General features: G+C 66.7%; 10 protein-coding genes and 1 pseudogene. 7 read left to right on the top strand and 4 right to left on the bottom strand.

Translation table 11 applies throughout. From position 1 onward, the window contains the following. Positions 1-79 precede the first annotated feature (79 nt). Positions 80-5,134 carry an alpha-2-macroglobulin family protein gene (locus ACP69S_RS03825; protein WP_425995028.1) on the top strand — a complete coding sequence of 1,685 codons (5,055 nt, stop codon included), beginning with the start codon at positions 80-82 and terminating at the stop codon, positions 5,132-5,134. A 132-nt stretch (positions 5,135-5,266) separates the two neighbouring features. Further along, positions 5,267-7,336: a penicillin-binding protein 1C gene (gene pbpC / locus ACP69S_RS03820; protein WP_425995026.1), complete on the top strand. Its 2,070-nt coding sequence runs from the start codon at positions 5,267-5,269 to the stop codon at positions 7,334-7,336. A 269-nt stretch (positions 7,337-7,605) separates the two neighbouring features. On the opposite strand, the gene ACP69S_RS03815 is transcribed toward pbpC, so the two are convergent. Genes ACP69S_RS03815 through ACP69S_RS03805 form a run of 3 tightly spaced genes read right to left on the bottom strand, consistent with a single transcriptional unit; the run spans position 7,606 to position 9,572 of the window. Beyond that, complete coding sequence (locus ACP69S_RS03815; RefSeq protein WP_425995024.1) at positions 7,606-8,232, bottom strand: carbonic anhydrase; 627 nt, start codon at positions 8,230-8,232, stop codon at positions 7,606-7,608. Between the two features lie 8 nt (positions 8,233-8,240). Beyond that, a complete protein-coding gene (gene maiA, locus ACP69S_RS03810; protein WP_425995022.1) occupies positions 8,241-8,882 on the bottom strand; it encodes a maleylacetoacetate isomerase in 642 nt (213 codons plus the stop codon). 9 nt (positions 8,883-8,891) lie between these two features. After that, entirely contained in the window at positions 8,892-9,572 is a 681-nt protein-coding gene (locus ACP69S_RS03805; RefSeq protein ID WP_425995020.1) for a fumarylacetoacetate hydrolase family protein, read from the bottom strand. Between the two features lie 183 nt (positions 9,573-9,755). On the opposite strand from ACP69S_RS03805, the gene ACP69S_RS03800 reads away from it, so the two are divergent. Genes ACP69S_RS03800 through ACP69S_RS03790 form a run of 3 tightly spaced genes read left to right on the top strand, consistent with a single transcriptional unit; the run spans position 9,756 to position 14,691 of the window. Further along, entirely contained in the window at positions 9,756-10,634 is an 879-nt protein-coding gene (locus ACP69S_RS03800) for an ABC transporter ATP-binding protein (protein ID WP_425995018.1), read from the top strand. Between the two features lie 8 nt (positions 10,635-10,642). Further along, a complete protein-coding gene (locus ACP69S_RS03795; RefSeq protein ID WP_425995016.1) occupies positions 10,643-14,266 on the top strand; it encodes a M1 family aminopeptidase in 3,624 nt (1,207 codons plus the stop codon). Then, complete coding sequence (locus tag ACP69S_RS03790) at positions 14,263-14,691, top strand: PaaI family thioesterase (protein WP_425995014.1); 429 nt, start codon at positions 14,263-14,265, stop codon at positions 14,689-14,691. The genes ACP69S_RS03795 and ACP69S_RS03790 overlap by 4 nt, the downstream gene beginning before the upstream one ends. Before the next feature lie 4 nt (positions 14,692-14,695). Here the strand turns inward: ACP69S_RS03790 and ACP69S_RS03785 are convergent, their stop codons facing one another. After that, positions 14,696-15,295: a DUF4142 domain-containing protein gene (locus ACP69S_RS03785; RefSeq protein ID WP_425995012.1), complete on the bottom strand. Its 600-nt coding sequence runs from the start codon at positions 15,293-15,295 to the stop codon at positions 14,696-14,698. A 121-nt stretch (positions 15,296-15,416) separates the two neighbouring features. Here ACP69S_RS03785 and ACP69S_RS03780 point away from each other — a divergent pair, with 121 nt between their 5' ends. Together ACP69S_RS03780 and ACP69S_RS03775 are read left to right on the top strand one after the other, a co-directional pair. Beyond that, entirely contained in the window at positions 15,417-16,613 is a 1,197-nt protein-coding gene (locus ACP69S_RS03780) for a CaiB/BaiF CoA transferase family protein (RefSeq protein ID WP_425995010.1), read from the top strand. Between the two features lie 299 nt (positions 16,614-16,912). Continuing rightward, positions 16,913-17,086 (top strand): annotated as a pseudogene (locus ACP69S_RS03775) (IS481 family transposase); the annotation flags it as partial.

Below are 17,086 nucleotides of genomic sequence, written 5' to 3'. Positions count from 1 at the left end.
ATGGGCTTGCGCCCGTTGACCCGGCGCCAAGCTTGGCATCACATCCGGTCTCCAAACGTGGTGAACCGGGGGATGCTGCATGTCGACGGACGAGACACCGCCCGCGAGCGGTTCGGACGACTCGACTCCCCGGCCGCGCGCGGCTTTCCTTGACCGGCTGAAGACCTGGCGGCCCGACTCCGGGCAGACGCGCATGATCGCCGTCGCCGCGGCGGCCCTGGTCGTCGGTTTCGGCGGCGGGATATTCGCGGGCAGGGCCGGCGAGCTAGGCTGGTTCGGCGGCAGCAAAAGCGCCGTGGCGTCGGCCCCGGTCAAAGGGCAAGCCTGGTCGCTGTTCGGCAAGCCCCGCTCGGCGGGCGCTGCGCGTCGCGGCATTCCCAAGCCCGAAGGCTTCGCCGTCTGGCAGAGCCGGATCGACAGCAGCGGCGCCGACCCCATGGCCTGCGTGCGGATGAGCAAGCCACTCGACCCGTCCAAGGCCTATGCGGACTTTGTGTTGATCTCGCCTGACACCGGCCGCACGCCCGCCGTGCGGGTCAAGGGCGACGAACTGTGCGTCGGCGGCGTGGGCTTCACCGATCACCGCGTGACCCTGCTCAAGGGCCTGCCCGCCAGGGGCGGCGAGACCCTGACCGCCAATGCCGATGTGGACTTCACCTTTGGCGAGAAGCCCCCCTATGTCGGTTTCGCCGGCGACGGCGTGATCCTGCCGCGCGAGGACTCCGACGGCGTCGGCATCGAGACCATCAATGTCCAGACCCTGGCCATTGAGGTCTGGCGCGTTTCCGATCGCAATCTGGTGCGCAAGTCGATCAGCGCGCCCGATCCCACGGGCGAAGGCGACTATTCCAGCGACTATGGCGAAGACAGCCCCAATGACGACGGCCGCCGCGTCTGGAAGGGCGTCGTACCGGTCAACGGCGCCGCCGGCCAGAAGGCCACCACCGTCTTCCCGCTGGGCGCGGTGCTGAAGGACATGAAGGCCGGCGGCTATGTGATCAAGGCGCGCGACGCCTCGGGCGGTCGAGATCCTGACGAGGAGGGCGATACGCCACCAGCCCAGGCCCGGCGCTGGATCGTGTTCACCGACATGGCGATGATCGCTTATGACGGCTCCGAATCCCTCGACGTCGTAATCCGCTCGCTGAAGAGCGCCAAGACCATGGCGGGGGTCCGCGTGGCCTTGGTCGCCAAGGACGGCGAGGACCTGGCCGAGGCGAAAAGCGACGCCGACGGCCGCGTGCGTTTCCTGCGTCCCCTGCTGGAAGGCGAAGGCTCTGAGCGCGCCAAGATGGTCATGGCCTATGGGCCGCTGGGCGATCTGGCGGTGCTGGACCTGGACCGCTCGCCGGTCGACCTGTCCAAACAGGGCGTCGGCGGACGCGAGGGCGCCACCACCGGCCGTTCGACCCGGACCGACATCGACGGTTATCTCTATGCCGACCGCGGCATCTATCGCCCGGGCGAAACCGTCCACCTGACCGCCATGGTTCGCGACCGTTTGGCCAAGGCGGTGAACGACCGCAAGGGCGAGATCGTCGTCAAGCGGCCCTCCGGCGTCGAGTTCAAGCGCTATCCGTTCGACCGCGCCAAGGCCGGCGCCGTGCTGGCCGACATCGCCCTGCCGCGCTCCGCGCCGCGCGGGCGCTGGACCGCCGAACTGAAGATCGAGGGTGTCGAGGCCGCCTCGGGCAGCCTGACCTTCAGCGTCGAGGACTTCGCGCCGCAACGTCTGGCCGTCACCGCCACGGGCCAGGAATCCATCCCCCTGGGCGTGGGCGAGACCCGCAAGGTCGATGTCTCGGCCCGATTCCTGTACGGCGCGCCCGGCGCTGGCTTGCAGACGCAGGGCGAGGCCCGGCTGCGCGCCGACAGCGATCCGTTCCCTGCGTTCAAGGACTATGTCTGGGGCGACGCCGACAAGCCGTTCGAGGAAAAGTTCCTGGAGCTGGGCACGACGGTCACCGACGGCGAGGGTCGGGCCGTGCTGTCGGTTGGAACCGATCTGGCGGGCGACACGGCCCAGCCCTTGGTCGCCGCCGTCACCACCTCGGTGTTCGAGCCCGGCGGGCGTCCGGTGCGCGAAGGTCTCGATCTGAAGGTCCGTGCCAAGCCGCTCTATTTCGGGGTCAAGGTCGACCAGGGCGAGTCCGCCAAGGGCGATCCGCCGATCAGCCTGAACATCATCGCCGTCAACGCCGCCGGCAAGCGGGTGGGGGCGACCGCAACCTACACCCTGATCAGCGAGAACTGGGACTATGACTGGTTCCAGCAGGACGGCCGCTGGCAGTGGCGGCGCACCAGCCGCGACGCGGTGGTGGCCAAGGCCAGTGTGAATATCGGCGCCGGCGACCCGGCCCGATTCACCCGCCGCCTGGGCTGGGGTGACTATCGTCTCGTGGTCGAGGGCGCCGATGGTTCGCGAACGGTCACCCGCTTCGCCGCCGGCTGGGGCTCGCCCGCCAAGGACGCCGAGGCGCCCGACTTCGTGCGGGTCAGCGCCGGGACCAAGGCCTATGTGCAAGGCGACACGGTCGAGATCACGCTGAAGCCGCCCTATGCCGGCGAGGCGCAGATCGCCGTCGCCACCGATCGCCTGATCGACCTGAAGACCGTGTCGGTCGGCGAGAACGGGACGACCGTGCGCCTGAAGACCTCGGCGGCCTGGGGCGGCGGAGCCTATGTGATGGTCAGCGTCATCCAACCGCGCGATCCGGTCGCCTCGCCCAAGCCGCGTCGCGCCTTGGGCCTGGTCTATGTGCCGCTCGATCCCAAGAGCCGGAAGCTGACGGTTGATCTGGGCACGCCCGTGAAGATCGACTCCAAGGCGCCGGTCGAGATCCCGGTCTCGGTGAAGGGCCTTGGCCTTGGCCAGCGCGCCCACGTCACCATCGCGGCGGTCGATGAAGGCATTCTGCGCCTGACCCGTCAGGACAGTCCCGACCCCGTGAAGTGGTACTTCGGCAAGCGCGCCCTGGGCGTCGATTATCGCGACGACTATGGCCGCCTGCTGGATCCCAATCTGGGCGCGCCGGCCAATGTCAATTTCGGCGCCGATGAGGTGGGCGGTGAAGGCCTGACGGTGACGCCGATCAAGACCGTGGCCCTTTGGTCGGGCGTGGTCGAGACCGGCTTCGACGGCAAGGCGGTGGTCAAGCTGCCGGCTGCCGACTTCAATGGCGAGCTGCGGCTGATGGCCGTGGCCTGGACCGACACCGCCGTCGGCTCGGGCTCCAAGCCCCTGACCGTGCGCCAGCCGGTGGTGGCCGACCTGAACCTGCCGCGCTTCCTGGCCCCGGGCGACAAGGCCATGGCCACCCTGGAACTGCACAATGTCGAGGGCAAGCCCGGCGCCTATACCGCCGAGGCCTTCTCGTCGGGCGGGCTGAAGGTGGCCTTCAGGAAGGTGTTTCAGCTGATCTTGGGACAACGAATCGCCGAGAAGATCCCCTTCCTGGCCCCCGACGTCACCGGCATCGGCAAGATCGGCTTCAAGGTGGCCGGCCCCGGCTTCGCGACCTCGAAGGACTATCCGATCCAGACCCGTCTGGGCTGGGGCGACGTGGTCCGCACTACCACGCAGCTGCAACAGCCCGGCGCGGCCTATACGCCGACGGCCGACCTGATGAGCGGTCTGGCGGCCGGCGATGTGACGCTGCAGGTCAGCTATTCGCCGTTCAAGGGCTTCGATCCTGCGGCCATCGCGGTGGCCCTGCAACGCTACCCCTATGGCTGCACCGAACAGCTGGTCTCGACGGCCTATCCGCTGCTGTACGCCCAGAGCCTGACCAGCGATCCCAAGTTGAAACGCACGCCGACGGCGCTCGCTGGCGCGGTGGGCAAGCTGCTGGACCGCCAGACCCTCGACGGGGCCTTTGGGCTGTGGCGGGTGGGTGACGGCGAAGCCGACGCCTGGCTGGGCGCCTATACGACCGATTTCCTGCTGGAAGCGCGGGCGCAAGGCGTCGCCGTGCCGGACGCGGCCATCGACAAGGCCATGAACGCCATGCGCCAGATCAGCCGTCCCGACGGCTGGGCCTCGGTCTCCTATCGGATGGAATATCCAGAGTGGTGGGCGTCTTCGCCGGAGGCTTCGAAGAAGGCCACCGAACGGATGCGTCGCCGGGCCTCGGCCTACGCGCTCTACGTGATGGCCAAGGGCGGCAAGGGCGATCTGGCTCGCCTGCGCTGGTGGCACGATGTGCAGATGAAGGATGAGGACCAGCCGATGGCCAAGGCCTATGTCGCCGTCGGCCTCGCCCGCATGGGCGACAACGCCCGGGCCCGCTCGGCCATGCGTCAGGCGGTCAAGTCGCTGGGCTATCGCGACGAGCAGGACTGGTACCAGAGCCCGCTACGCGATGTAGCCGGCCTTACCGCCTTGGCCGTTGAAGCCAATCAGGGCGACATCGCCCGCCAGCTGCAAGGTCGGCTGGAGAACGTGGTCAAGGATCCCGACGCCCTCAACACCCAGGAACAGGCGGCCGTGCTGCACGCGGCCTTTGCCCTGCTGAAGGCGGCCGGCCCGATCTCGATCGATGCCAAGGGGGCCATGGCCCTGCCGCCGGCCGGCGGCGCGCCGCGCTGGGCGGTGGGCAAGCTGGCCGACAGCCGCTTTACCAACACCAGCAAGGGCGCCCTGTGGCGGACGGTCAGCGTTCGCGGCACGCCGACCTCGGCTCCAGGCGCAGCGTCCAACGGCCTGTTCGTCGGCAAGCGCCTGTTGTCGATGAACGGCGCGGCGGTCGATCCTGCGGCTATCCGCCAGGGCGACCGGATCATCGTGCTGGTCTCCGGCCGCTCAATGCAGGCCCGCTCAACCGCCCTGGTGGTCGATGACGCCCTGCCGGCCGGCTTCGAGATCGAGACGACGCTCGGCGCTGACGACGCCCAGAACGGTCCGTACAAGTTCCTCGGCGAACTGACGGGCGCGGATGTGCAGGAAAGCCGCGATGACCGCTTCATCGCGGCCATGGATCTGGAGGGCAATAAGCCCTTCGCCCTGGCCTATGTGGCGCGAGCAGTGACGCCGGGCGAGTTCTTCCTGCCCGGGGCCGTGGCCAAGGACATGTACCGACCGAGCCTGAACGCGCGGTCGGACGCTGGCCGGGCGGTGATCGCGCCGGGGCAGTGAGGGTGCGCGGGTGTTTTATCTTCCCGCTCCGGGGGAGGAGCGCTGCAAGCGCGGAGGGGGCAAGTGACGCGAGGCGGTCGTAAGATGACGTCTCAAGATTCGGAGGGCGCGGCTTCCACTGGCCCCCTCCGGATGCTGCGAACCCTCCTTCCCCGGAGGGGGAAGATGGTCGCGCCGCTCACCCGCATCCTCGTCGCTGTGCTCGGCGTCCAGGTCGTTCTCGCCACCCTCAGCGCTGTCTTCCCGCCGGACTTGACCCGCGCCCGGCAGTCCTCGCCGGTGGCGCTGGATCGACGCGGGATGTGGTTGCGGGCCCTGCCGGTCGAGGATGGTCGTTGGCGGATCCGGGCCGATCTGGACCGCACCGACCCGACATTCCGCAAGCGCCTGATCGCGGTCGAGGATGGCCGATTTTACCGGCACCTTGGCGTCGATCCTCTGGCGGTGGTCCGGGCGTTCGGCTCGGCCGTGGTCCATGGCCGTCCGACCTCCGGCGCCTCGACCCTGACCATGCAGACGGCCCGCCTGCTGGAGCCGCGCCCGCGCAATCTGGGTTCCAAGCTGATCGAGATGGTCCGCGCCGTGCAGCTGGAGTCGCGGCTGACCAAGCGCCAGACCCTGGCGCTTTACCTGACGCTGGCTCCCTATGGCGGCAATCTGGAGGGCGTGCGCGCCGCCAGCCTGGCCTATTTCGGCCAGGAGCCGAGCAGCCTGACCGACGGCCAGCAGGCCCTGCTGATCGCCTTGCCGCAGTCGCCCGAGGCTAGGCGGCCCGATCGTCGGCCCGAGGCGGCGCGGTTCGCGCGACGGGCGGTGCTGGACAAGATGGTTCGCGCCGGGGTGCTCACCGAGGCAGCGGCTGCCGAAGCTGACGCCGAGCCCCTGCCGCGCCGCGCGCCGTTCCCGGCCCTGGCCTGGAACGTGGCGGGGGAGCTGGCTCTCGCTGCGCCGATCAGCCAGGCCAGCGTGATCACCACCCTCGACGCCGACCTGCAGGCGCGGCTGGAGCCGATGGCCGCCGCCATCGCGGCTTCGCAAGGCGCCGACGCCACAGCCGCGATCCTGGTGGTCGAGATCAAGGGGCGGGCCGTCCGCGCCGCCGTCGGCTCGGCCGGTCGCGACCGGGCCGGGGGCTGGGTGGACATGACGCGGGCCCTGCGCTCGCCGGGCTCGGCCTTGAAGCCCTTCATCTACGCCATGGCCATGGACGACGGACTGGTGGCGGCCGACACCCAGCTGACCGATAGCGCCACCCGCTTCGCCGACTATCAGCCCGAGAACTTCGACCGCGTCTTTCACGACAAGGTCACGGTGCGCGAGGCCCTGACCCACTCGTTGAACGTCCCGGCCGTGGCGACGCTTGAGCGCCTGGGTCCTGAGGCTTTCGCGGGCCGCATCGAGGCGGCCGGCGCCCATCTGGCCCGGCCGAAGTCGGAGCTGAAGGCGGCGGGTCTGGCTCTCGCCTTGGGAGGGGAGGGAATCACCCTGCGCGACCTGGCCCTCCTCTATGCTGCTCTGGGGGACGGCGGCATAGCCAAGCCGTTGGCCTGGACCGAAGCCGACGCCAAACTGCGCGAGAAATCTGGCGGAACGCGGCTGGTGCGGCCCGAGGCGGCGCGGCAGGTCCTGGACATCCTGCGCGAGGCCCCCGCGCCACGCGGTCGCGCGCCGTCAGCCCTGACCCGGGGCGGGCCGGCCATGGCTTTCAAGACCGGCACCTCCTACGGCTTCCGCGACGCCGTGGCGGCCGGGGTGGTTGGTGGTTATGCGATCATCGTCTGGACAGGACGAGCCGACGGCGGCGCGCGCGGCGGCCTGACCGGACGCGACGCCGCCCTGCCGCTACTGTTCGACGTCGCCGACGTGGTGGGCGCTCCGGCGACCGCTCCGCGTCCCATCGCGCCAAAGGCCGCGCCCGAGGCGTTGCAAACCCTCAGGGCCCAGACCGAAGGCCCGCGCCTGATCTTTCCGCCCGACGGCGCGGCGGTGCAGGTCGAAGCCCTTGGGCCGAGGTCGCGGGGGCTGGTGCTGGCGGCGGGCGGCGAGGATCTGACCTGGTACGTCGGCGGCGCGCCGCTGGCGGCCGATCCGGTCAGCGGTCGTGTGGTCTGGAAGCCGGCTGCGCCTGGGTTCTACAGGTTGTCGGTGGTGGATGGGCAGGGGCGCAAGGCCTCGGCGCGGGTGCGGATCAAGGGGGGATAGGTTGCTCTCAAACTCCGCTCTTCCCGGCGAAGGCCGGGACCCAGATTCATCGAGAGCCTTTAGCGTGTCTGCGCCAGAGGCCTAGCGCATTTTCCGATAAGTGTGAAACGGTTATCGGATCGAAAAATGCTCTAAACTTTTGATTTAGAGCCTTTTTCGCCCGACCCTGATGAAGCCATCAGGTCGGAAAGGGCTCTAGCCGGATCTTCGACGCTCAGGGTTCGATCTGGGCCCCGGCTTTCGCCGGGGAGAACGGAGTTTGGTTGGCTTCAGACCGGCCTGCCAGCCACCGTCTCATAGTCGTCAAGGCAGGAGATCCCGACGTTCAGGTCGTTCACCAGGCCGTTGGCCAGCGAATAGACCCATCCATGTACGGCCAGCGGCTGGCCACGCGCCCAGGCGTCCTGGACGAAGACGTCGGCGGCCACGTTGCGCACCTGACGGATGACGTTCAGCTCACACAGGCGGTTGAGCTTTTCCTTCTCGCCGGGCATGGCGTCCAGTTCGTGGCGGTGCTCGGCATGGACCTCGCGGATCGGGTGCAGCCAGTGATCGACCAGGCCGCGCCGCTTGCCGTCGATGGCCGCCGCCACGCCGCCGCAGCCATAGTGGCCGACGACCATGACGTGTTTGACCTTCAGCACATCGACCGCGAACTGCAGCACGCTCAGATAGTTGGCGTCCTGAGGCGGGGCGAGGTTGGCCACATTGCGGTGGACGAACATCTCGCCCGGATCCAGGCCGACAATCTCGTTGGCGGGCACGCGACTGTCGCTGCAGCCGATCCAGAGATATTCCGGGCTCTGCTGGTTTTCGAGCCGTTTGAAGAAGGCCGGATCGACCTCGGTTTTGCCCTTCGACCAGGCGGCGTTATTGGCCTTGAGATCCTCAAGCATGCTTTTCCTCACGCCTTTTGGGCATCCGGTTGAAGGTTGGGGTGAGCGGCGGCGATCGCCGGGTGTTCGGAGGCCCGAGCCACAGCGGCGGCGATCGCCGGGAACGGCGTCATGTCTACGTGGAAGCGGGCGGCGTTATAGACCTGTGGGACCAGGCAGCAATCGGCCAGACCGGGCGTGTCGCCGAAGGCGTAGCCCTTGCCGTGCCGGGCCACCATCGGCTCCAGAGCGGTAAATCCGTCGGTGATCCAGCGCTGGGCCCAGACGTCGCGGCCGTCCTGATCGACTCCCAGGCCGGTCAGGGCGCGCAGGATGCGCAGGTTGTTCACCGGGTGGATGTCGCAGGCGACGATCTCGGCCATGGCGCGGACAGTGGCGCGGTCGAACGGATCGACGGGCAGCAAGGGCGCAGCTGAGACCGTCTCCTCGAGCCACTCCAGTATGGCCAGGCTCTGGGTCAGATGGCGGCCATCCACGTCCAGGGTTGGCACCAGGGCCTGGGCATTAAGGGCGCGATAGGCCTCGCCATGATGCTGGCTAGAGACCAGATCGACTGGCTGGATCTCGTAGTCCAAACCTTTGAGGTTCAGGCCGATCCGCACCCGATAGGGCGCGCTGGCCCGCCAGGCGCTATGCAGAATGAGCTTCATAGGGCGCTCCTAGGCCAGGGTGAAGGACAGCTTGCCGACACCCTCGACCTCGCCCTCGACCTTGTCGCCGCGGGCGATGGGGCCGACGCCCTCCGGCGTGCCGGTAAAGATCAGGTCGCCGGCTTCCAGCCGCCACAGCTGGCTGGCCTTGGCGATCACCTCGGCGACGTTCCAGATCATGTCGGCCAAGTCGCCGCGCTGTTTCTCGACGCCGTTGACCGACAGGAAGATCGCGCCTTGCGGTGGCGGGCCGCTCATCGGGCGGATGGCGGAGATCGGCGCGCTGGCGTCGAAGGCCTTGGCCGCTTCCCACGGATGGCTCTTGGCCTTGGCGACGGCTTGCAGGTCGCGGCGGGTGAGATCGACGCCGACCGCGTAGCCGAACACCAGATCGATGGCCTGCTCGGGCGTGAGATTTTCACCGCCAGCCTTCAGGGCCGCGACCAGCTCGATCTCGTGATGCAGGTCGGATGTCGCCGACGGGTAGGGCACGCTCGCCGGCGCAGGAACGACCGCATCCGCCGGCTTGGCGAAGAAGAACGGCGGATCGCGGGTGTCGGCGCCCATTTCGCGGGCGTGGGCGGCATAGTTGCGGCCTACACAGAGGATGCGCCGCACTGGAAAGACGTCGGAAGATCCCTCGACCGGGACCACGGGAACGGCTGGCGGGGGGAAGGGGTACGTCGTCATGGCGCCTGATTAGCGCCAAACCGCGCACTTCAAAAGCACCCTGCCCAGGTTATCGCGTGTCAGAAATTATCGCGACACCGTGGGCGCTTAAACGTTCTTTCACTTGCTCCCATCCGCGCAGCCGAGTCATGACGGGTGCGGGGAATATTGAGCGTCTATCCTGCGGGGGCTGTGAGCGCGCGAATGTTGATCATCGAGAATCTGACTCACGTCTACGGAAACGGCGTTCGCGCCCTTGACGAGGTCAGCCTGACCATACCGCGCGGCATGTATGGCCTGCTGGGTCCGAACGGCGCCGGCAAGTCGACCCTGATGCGCACCATCGCCACGTTGCAGGCCCCGACCTCGGGCCATATCCGCTTTGGCGATATCGACGTGCTGAAGACGCCCGAGCTGCTGCGTCGCACTCTTGGCTATCTGCCGCAGGATTTCGGCGTCTATCCGCGCGTCTCGGCCTACGACATGCTCGACCACATGGCGGTGCTCAAGGGCATAGCCGGCGCCAGGGAGCGCAAGGAAACGGTCGAGAGCCTGCTCAATCAGGTCAATCTGTGGGGCGTGCGCAAGAAGGCCCTGGCCGGGTTCTCGGGCGGTATGCGCCAGCGCTTCGGCATCGCCCAGGCCCTGATTGGCGATCCGCGGCTGATCATCGTCGACGAGCCGACGGCCGGCCTCGACCCCGAAGAGCGCAACCGGTTCCTGAACCTGCTGGCCGAGATCGGCGAGAACGTTGTGGTGATCCTGTCGACCCACATCGTCGAGGACGTGTCGGACCTGTGTCCCGCCATGGCGATCATCTGCGACGGCCGCATCGTCAAGGAAGGCGCGCCGGCCGACTTGGTTACCCAGCTGGATGGCCGGGTCTGGCGCAAGACCATCGACAAGGCCGATCTCGAAGCCGCCAAGGCAAAGTATCAGGTGATCTCCACCCGCCTGATGGGCGGTCGCACGGTGATCCACATCCTTTGCGACAGCGACCCGGGCGATGGCTTCACCGCCGTCGAGGGCGGTCTGGAGGACGTCTACTTCTCAACCCTGTCCACCACCCGCCGCGCGGCGTAGGAGGACTCATGTTCGCCAAGATCGCGGGCTTCGAGCTCCGCTACCAACTGAAGTCGCCCGTCTTCTGGGTGGTGGCGACGGTGTTTTTCCTGCTGACCTTCGGGGCGGCGACGATCGATCAGATCCGCATCGGCGGTGGCGGGCAGATCCACAAGAACGCGCCCTATGCGATCGCCCAGACCCATCTGATCCTGTCGATCTTCTACATGTTCGTAACCACGGCCTTTGTGGCCAATGTAGTGGTGCGCGACGACGAGACGGGGTTTGGGCCGATCCTGCGCTCTACCCGGGTCGGCAAGTTCGACTATCTGTACGGCCGCTTTACCGGTGCTTTCCTGGCGGCGGCGATCTCGTTCCTGGCGGTGCCTCTGGCGATCTTCATCGGCTCATTCATGCCGTGGATCGATCCTGAGCGGTTGGGTCCGAACATTCCGCAGGCCTATCTCTTCTCCTATTTCGCCTTGGCTCTGCCATCGATCTTCCTGACCTCGGCGATCTTCTTCGCCCTGGCCACCGTGACGCGTTCGATGATGTGGACCTATGTCGGCGTCATCGCCTTCATGGTGGTGTGGATCATCGCCGGCATCGCCCTGGACCGGCCTGAGTTCGAGAAGGGCGCGGCCCTCTGGGAGCCTCTGGGCACAGCCGCATTCGGCCTCGCGACCAAGTACTGGACCGCTACCGAGCGCAACACCCTGACCCCGCCCCTGGTCGGCGCCCTGCTGTTCAACCGCATCTTCGCCGTGACCCTGGCCAGCGCCTTCCTAGCTTCGGCCTATTTCCTGTTCAAGGTCCAGGCGGCCGAACTGGCGGGGGATCGCAAGGTCAAGAAGGCCAAGTCCGCCGAGGCGGACCTCCCGCCCACCGCGCCCGCTACCCGCGCGGTTCCGCAATATGATCGCAAGGCTGCATGGGCACAGCTGGTGGCGCGCACCCGCCTCGACATGGGTCAGGTGTTCAAAAGCCCGGCCTATTTCGTGCTGCTGGCGCTTGGCCTCGCCAACGCCATGGGCGCCCTGTGGTTCGCCACCGAGGCCGGCCGCTATGGCGGGGTGGTCTATCCGGTCACCCGGGTGCTGCTGATGCCGCTGACGGGGTCGTTCGGCCTGATCCCGATGATCATCGCCATCTACTACTCAGGCGAGCTGGTCTGGCGCGAACGCGAGCGCAAGACTCACGAGATCATCGACGCCACCCCGGTTCCGGATTGGGCCTTTGTCGGTCCCAAGACCCTGGCCATTTCGCTGGTGCTGATCTCGACCCTGCTGGTCAGCGTGCTGGCCGCGATCATCAGCCAGCTGGCCCACGGCTACACCAACCTGGAACTGGGCAAGTACCTGTTGTGGTACGTCCTGCCGCAATCGGTCGACTGGATCCTGCTGGCGGTGCTGGCGGTGTTCCTGCAGGCGATCAGCCCGCACAAGTTCATCGGCTGGGGCCTGATGGTGATCTACATGGTCGCCACCATCACGTTCACGAACCTGGGTTTCGAGCACAAGCTCTACAATTACGGCGCGGTCACCGACACGCCGTTCTCGGACATGAACGGCCAGGGCCGGTTCTGGATCGGGGCCTGGTGGCTGCGGCTCTACTGGACGGCTTTCGCGGTGGTGTTGCTGGTTCTGTCCTACGGCCTGTGGCGTCGCGGAACCGAGACCCGGCTGTGGCCACGCCTGGCGCGGTTGCCGCGCCGCATGACCGGAAAGGCCGGCCTGACCCTGGCGGGCGCGCTGGTGATGTTCGCGGCGACAGGCGTGTTCATTTTCGTCAACACCAATGTCTGGAACACCTACCGGACCAATATCGACAACGAGAAGTGGCAAGCCGACTACGAAAAGACCCTGTTGGCGTTCGAGACCGTGCCGCAGCCCAAGATCGTGGCCATGACCCTGGATGTGGACATTCATCCGGGTGAGCCGCGCGTCGACACCAAGGGCTTCTATGTCATTGAGAACAAGACGACGGGGCCGCTGAAGGAGATCCACGTTCGGTTCGACCGCGACCTCAAGGTCAAAGGCCTGTCGATCCAGGGCGCCTGGGCCAAAAAGACCTATGATCGCTTCAACTACCGGATCTTCGCGTTCGACACGCCGATGGTCCCGGGCGAGCGGCGCAAGATGAGCTTCATCACTCGGCGCGCCCAGAAGGGCTTCCCCAACAGCGGCGCGGAAACCCGCGTGGTGGCCAACGGGACCTTCATCAACAATCTGGAGATCGCGCCGATCCTGGGCATGGCCCGCGACGGCCTGCTGGTCGATCGCGCCAAGCGCCGCAAATACGGCCTGCCGCCCGAGCGACGCGTGGCCAGGCTGGGCGACGTTGCCTCGACGCAGTTCAACGGCTTGCGCAAGGACGCCGATTTCGTCAGCGCCGACATCACTGTGACCACCGCCGCCGACCAGACGCCCATCGCGCCCGGATACAAGGTGTCCGAGAAGGTCTGGTTTTCGCGCGACGACATCAAGGGTCCGGTGAAGGGTGAGGGCGACCGCCGCACCGTGCGGTTCGTTACGGAGGCGCCGATCCTGCCGTTCCTGTCGATCCAGTCGGCCCGCTACGCGGTGTCGCGCGAGACCTACAAGGGCATCGATCTGGCGGTATATTACGACCCCCGGCATGCCTGGAATATCGACCGCATGAAGACCAGCATGAAGAGCTCGCTGGACTATATGCAGGCCGAGTTCAGCCCCTATCAGTTCCGTCAGCTGCGGTTCCAGGAGTTCCCTGACTACGCCCAGTTCGCCCAGGCCTTTGCAGGCACAATGCCGTGGTCGGAAGGCCTGTTCTTCATCTCCGACTACAGGAATCCCGAAAAGATCGACATGATCACCTATGTCGGGGCTCACGAGATCGGCCACCAGTGGTGGGCCCACCAGGTGATCGGCGCGGACCAGCAGGGCGGCGCCATGCTGTCCGAGACCTTCGCGCAATATTCGGCTCTGATGGTGATGAAGCGGACCTATGGCGAAAGCCAGATCCGCAAGTTCCTGAAGTTCGAGCTCGACAGCTATCTGCGGGCGCGGGGGGGCGATGCGCTGGAGGAACAGCCGCTCTACAAGGTCGAAAACCAGCCCTATATCTATTATCGCAAGGGCTCGCTGGTTATGTACCGGCTGCAGCGGGAGATCGGCGAGGCGGCGGTCAACCGGGCCCTGCGCAAGCTGATCGCCGACCACGCGTTCAAGGGCGCTCCCTATCCCACGACCCTGGACTTCATGAGGGCGATCCGGGCCGAGGCGCCGGCCGACAAGCAGGCCCTGATCACCGATCTCTTCGAGAAGATCACGCTCTACGACATCAAGACCAAGGCCGCGGGCGTGAGGAAGCGCGCCGATGGCCGGTTCGACGTGACCCTGACCATCGAGGCCAAGAAGATGTATGCGGACGGCAGGGGCAAGGAGACCGAGGCCCCGCTGAACGAGACCATGGACATCGGTCTGTTCACGGCCGAGCCCGGCAAGAAGGAGTTCAAGGCTGCCGACGTGGTGCTCTATGAGCGCCGCCCGATCCGCTCGGGCGTCCAGAACCTGACCTTTGTCGTCGACAAGGCGCCCAGGCATGCGGGCATTGACCCCTACAACACAGTCATCGACCGCAATGGCGACGACAATACGGTCAAGGTGGGTGGATGAGCGGGGAAGGTGTCCTGAAGCTGAACGCCGAGGCGCTGAACGCTTTCCTGCGGCGCGCCTTTCCCGAGGGTGATGCGCGGCAGATGCCGTCGGTCGTTGAAGTCGCGGAGGGGCGGGTCCTGATGAAGGTGGGCTTCGAGAGCCGCCAGCTGCGGCCGGGCGGGTTGATCTCTGGCCCGACCCAGATGGCCTTGGCCGATACGGCCGCCTATGCGCTGGTGCTGGCCCATATCGGCGAGGTGGCCATGGCGGTCACGACCTCGCTGACGATCCACTTTCTGAGGGGATGCAAGCCGGGCGATCTCTATGCCGAGGCGACCTTGCTCAAGCTCGGCCGCCGCATCGCGACGGCCGATATCCTGATCTGGACGGAATCGCGCGAGCGAGCCGCCGCCAAGGCGACGGTCGCCTACGCGATCCCCTAGAAGACTAGTTCACGAAGCCCTTCTTGAGACCTTCGGCCTTGTTCAGATGTTCCTGAACGGTCGGGGCCGTGGCGGCGGCGAAGGCCTTGATGGCCGGAGTGTCGCCGTCCTGGGCGTAGCGCTGCAGCAGGTTCAGGGCCGCTTGGTGGGCGTCGACCTGGCTGTCGGCGTACTTTTTGTCGAAGTCCTCGTTGCTGGCCTTGGTCAGGTCGTCGAGGTCATTCTGCGTGTCCTTCGACAGGGCCATCGGCAAGGTGATCGCCGCACCGGAGGCCGCGATGGCCGCCTTGAGGCCTTCGCTGGTCTTCATGTGACCAGTTTCCATCATCTTGGCGAAGGCTTTCACCTCGGCGTTGGTGGAGCGCTTGGCCGCCAGTTTGGCGGCTTCCATTTTAAACATGTCGATGTCGGCGGCCTTCATGGCGAAGACGTCGGCCTTGGTCTCGTCGGCCATCGTGGGGACGGTGGCGGCGGGGTTGGCGTCCGGGGTCGCGGCCTGTTCGGCGGGCGTCGCGGCGCCCTTGGTCTCGTCGGCCTTGGGGCCGCAGGCGGCGAGGCTGAGGGCGGCGAAGGCGGCGCCGACGATGAGGAGTTGACGGGTCATGGCTGTCTTTCCCTGCGCGTTTTTTCTAGAGGTCATTGGCAGTAGGCGTCGCGCGGCGCCGTACCTCTACAAGAACATCACGGGGCCGTGACCGGTTCCGTGAACACGGGGAAAGATCGACATGGCTGATGCGCCGCTGACCGGACTGCGGGTCATCGAAATGGGCTCGCTGATCGCGGGGCCCTTCTGCGGCCAGATCCTGGGCGACTTCGGCGCCGAGGTGATCAAGCTGGAAGATCCCAAGGCCGGCGATCCCATGCGCCAGTGGGGGCGCAGCAAGCCTCAGGGCCTGTCGCCCTGGTGGCCGGTGATCGGCCGCAACAAAAAGTCCGTCACCGTCGATCTGCGCACCGAGGAGGGCCGCGATCTGGCCCGGAGCCTGATCGCCAAGGCCGATGTGGTGGTCGAAAACTTCCGCCCCGGCACGCTGGAGGCCTGGGGCATGGGCTACGAGGCCCTGTCGGCCACCCATCCCGGGCTGGTGATGGCGCGGGTGTCGGGCTTTGGCCAGACGGGCCCCTACTCGCACCGCGCGGGCTACGCCCTGGTCGGCGAGGCCATGGGCGGTCTGCGCCACATCACCGGCGAGCCTGACCGCAATCCCGCCCGGGCCGGTATCTCGATCGGCGACAGCCTGTCGGGCCTGAACGCCGCCCTGGGCGTGATGATGGCCCTGCATTCGCGCGACCGCACCGGCAAGGGCCAGGTGGTCGATGCGGCGATCTATGAGAGCGTGCTGACGGTGATGGAGAACCTGATCACCGAATACGATCTGACGGGCTATATCCGCGAACGGTCGGGGGCGGTGCTGCCCGGCATCGCGCCGTCGAACGTCTATCCCACCAAAAGCGGCGAGCTGATCCTGATCGGCGCCAATCAGGACAGCCTGTTCAAGCGGTTGTGCGAGCTGATGGGCCGCTCCGACCTGATCGACGATGTCCGCTATCGCGATCATGCGGCGCGCGGCGCTCACCAAGCCGAGCTCGACGCCCGTATCGCCGCCTGGACGGCCGACCAGGAGATTGAGGCTCTGCTGCCGCGCCTGGAAGAAGCCGGCATCGCCACCGGCCGGATCTATCGCGCGCCCGACATGCTGGCCGATCCGCACTTCGCCGCCCGCGACTCCATCGTCACCGTGCCGCATCCGGTGTTTGGCCAGGTGAAGATGCAGAACGCCTTCCCGCGCCTGTCGGAAACCCCGGGCGGTGTGCGCTGGACCGGGCCGACGCTCGGCGAGCACACGGACGCGGTGCTGCGGGAGGTGGCGGGACTGAGCGCGGAGGCGGTTGCGGGATTGCGGGCGCGGAAGGTGCTCTAGATGTTTGGTCCCGGACTTTGATGGGTTGGATCGACGTTGAATCTTTCAGGCTCTTTTGTCCAGATTTTGCAGATGTATTCGTATGGGGTCTGAGGTGGCGCCGGTTCTAATTCGCCAACCCAAAGCCTAGGCGCCAGACATCTAGTGGTGAGATTCAGTCGCTTGGAACCCGCCTAAATCCTTCTCGAGAAAGGGATCGAGCGATTTCCAGAGGGACTCAAGCGTCGCGTTCTATCCACTAGATGTTTGGTCCCGGACTTTGATGGTGCACTATTTTCCGATGGTTGGAAGGATGCGCTATGGGGCAGGTACACCACGGGAGCGCCACAACGACAGCGGCGGTTCGTCGAGCGGTACAGCATAGTCAAGAGAGCCTGAGGGGCCTGGCGAAGCGTCATGGGATCAACCCCAAGACCGTCGCCAAGTGGAAGGGACGGGCCTCGGTCGAAGATCTGCGAACCGGACCGAAGGAT

Origin of the sequence: Caulobacter sp. DWR1-3-2b1 (assembly GCF_049895765.1) — a bacterium.
Lineage (GTDB): Bacteria > Pseudomonadota > Alphaproteobacteria > Caulobacterales > Caulobacteraceae > Caulobacter.
This window is presented reverse-complemented; position numbering and strand designations above follow the sequence as displayed.

Excerpts from the sequence above, each read along its gene's own strand:
- ACP69S_RS03815 (WP_425995024.1), bottom strand. The coding sequence starts at position 8,232 with ATGCTTGAGGATCTCAAGGCCAATAACGCCGCCTGGTCGAAGGGCAAA.
- ACP69S_RS03795 (WP_425995016.1), top strand. The coding sequence starts at position 10,643 with ATGTTCGCCAAGATCGCGGGCTTCGAGCTCCGCTACCAACTGAAGTCG.
- ACP69S_RS03800 (WP_425995018.1), top strand. The coding sequence starts at position 9,756 with ATGTTGATCATCGAGAATCTGACTCACGTCTACGGAAACGGCGTTCGC.
- ACP69S_RS03780 (WP_425995010.1), top strand. The coding sequence starts at position 15,417 with ATGGCTGATGCGCCGCTGACCGGACTGCGGGTCATCGAAATGGGCTCG.
- pbpC (WP_425995026.1), top strand. The coding sequence starts at position 5,267 with ATGCTGCGAACCCTCCTTCCCCGGAGGGGGAAGATGGTCGCGCCGCTC.
- ACP69S_RS03805 (WP_425995020.1), bottom strand. The coding sequence starts at position 9,572 with ATGACGACGTACCCCTTCCCCCCGCCAGCCGTTCCCGTGGTCCCGGTC.
- maiA (WP_425995022.1), bottom strand. The coding sequence starts at position 8,882 with ATGAAGCTCATTCTGCATAGCGCCTGGCGGGCCAGCGCGCCCTATCGG.
- ACP69S_RS03790 (WP_425995014.1), top strand. The coding sequence starts at position 14,263 with ATGAGCGGGGAAGGTGTCCTGAAGCTGAACGCCGAGGCGCTGAACGCT.
- ACP69S_RS03785 (WP_425995012.1), bottom strand. The coding sequence starts at position 15,295 with ATGACCCGTCAACTCCTCATCGTCGGCGCCGCCTTCGCCGCCCTCAGC.
- ACP69S_RS03825 (WP_425995028.1), top strand. The coding sequence starts at position 80 with ATGTCGACGGACGAGACACCGCCCGCGAGCGGTTCGGACGACTCGACT.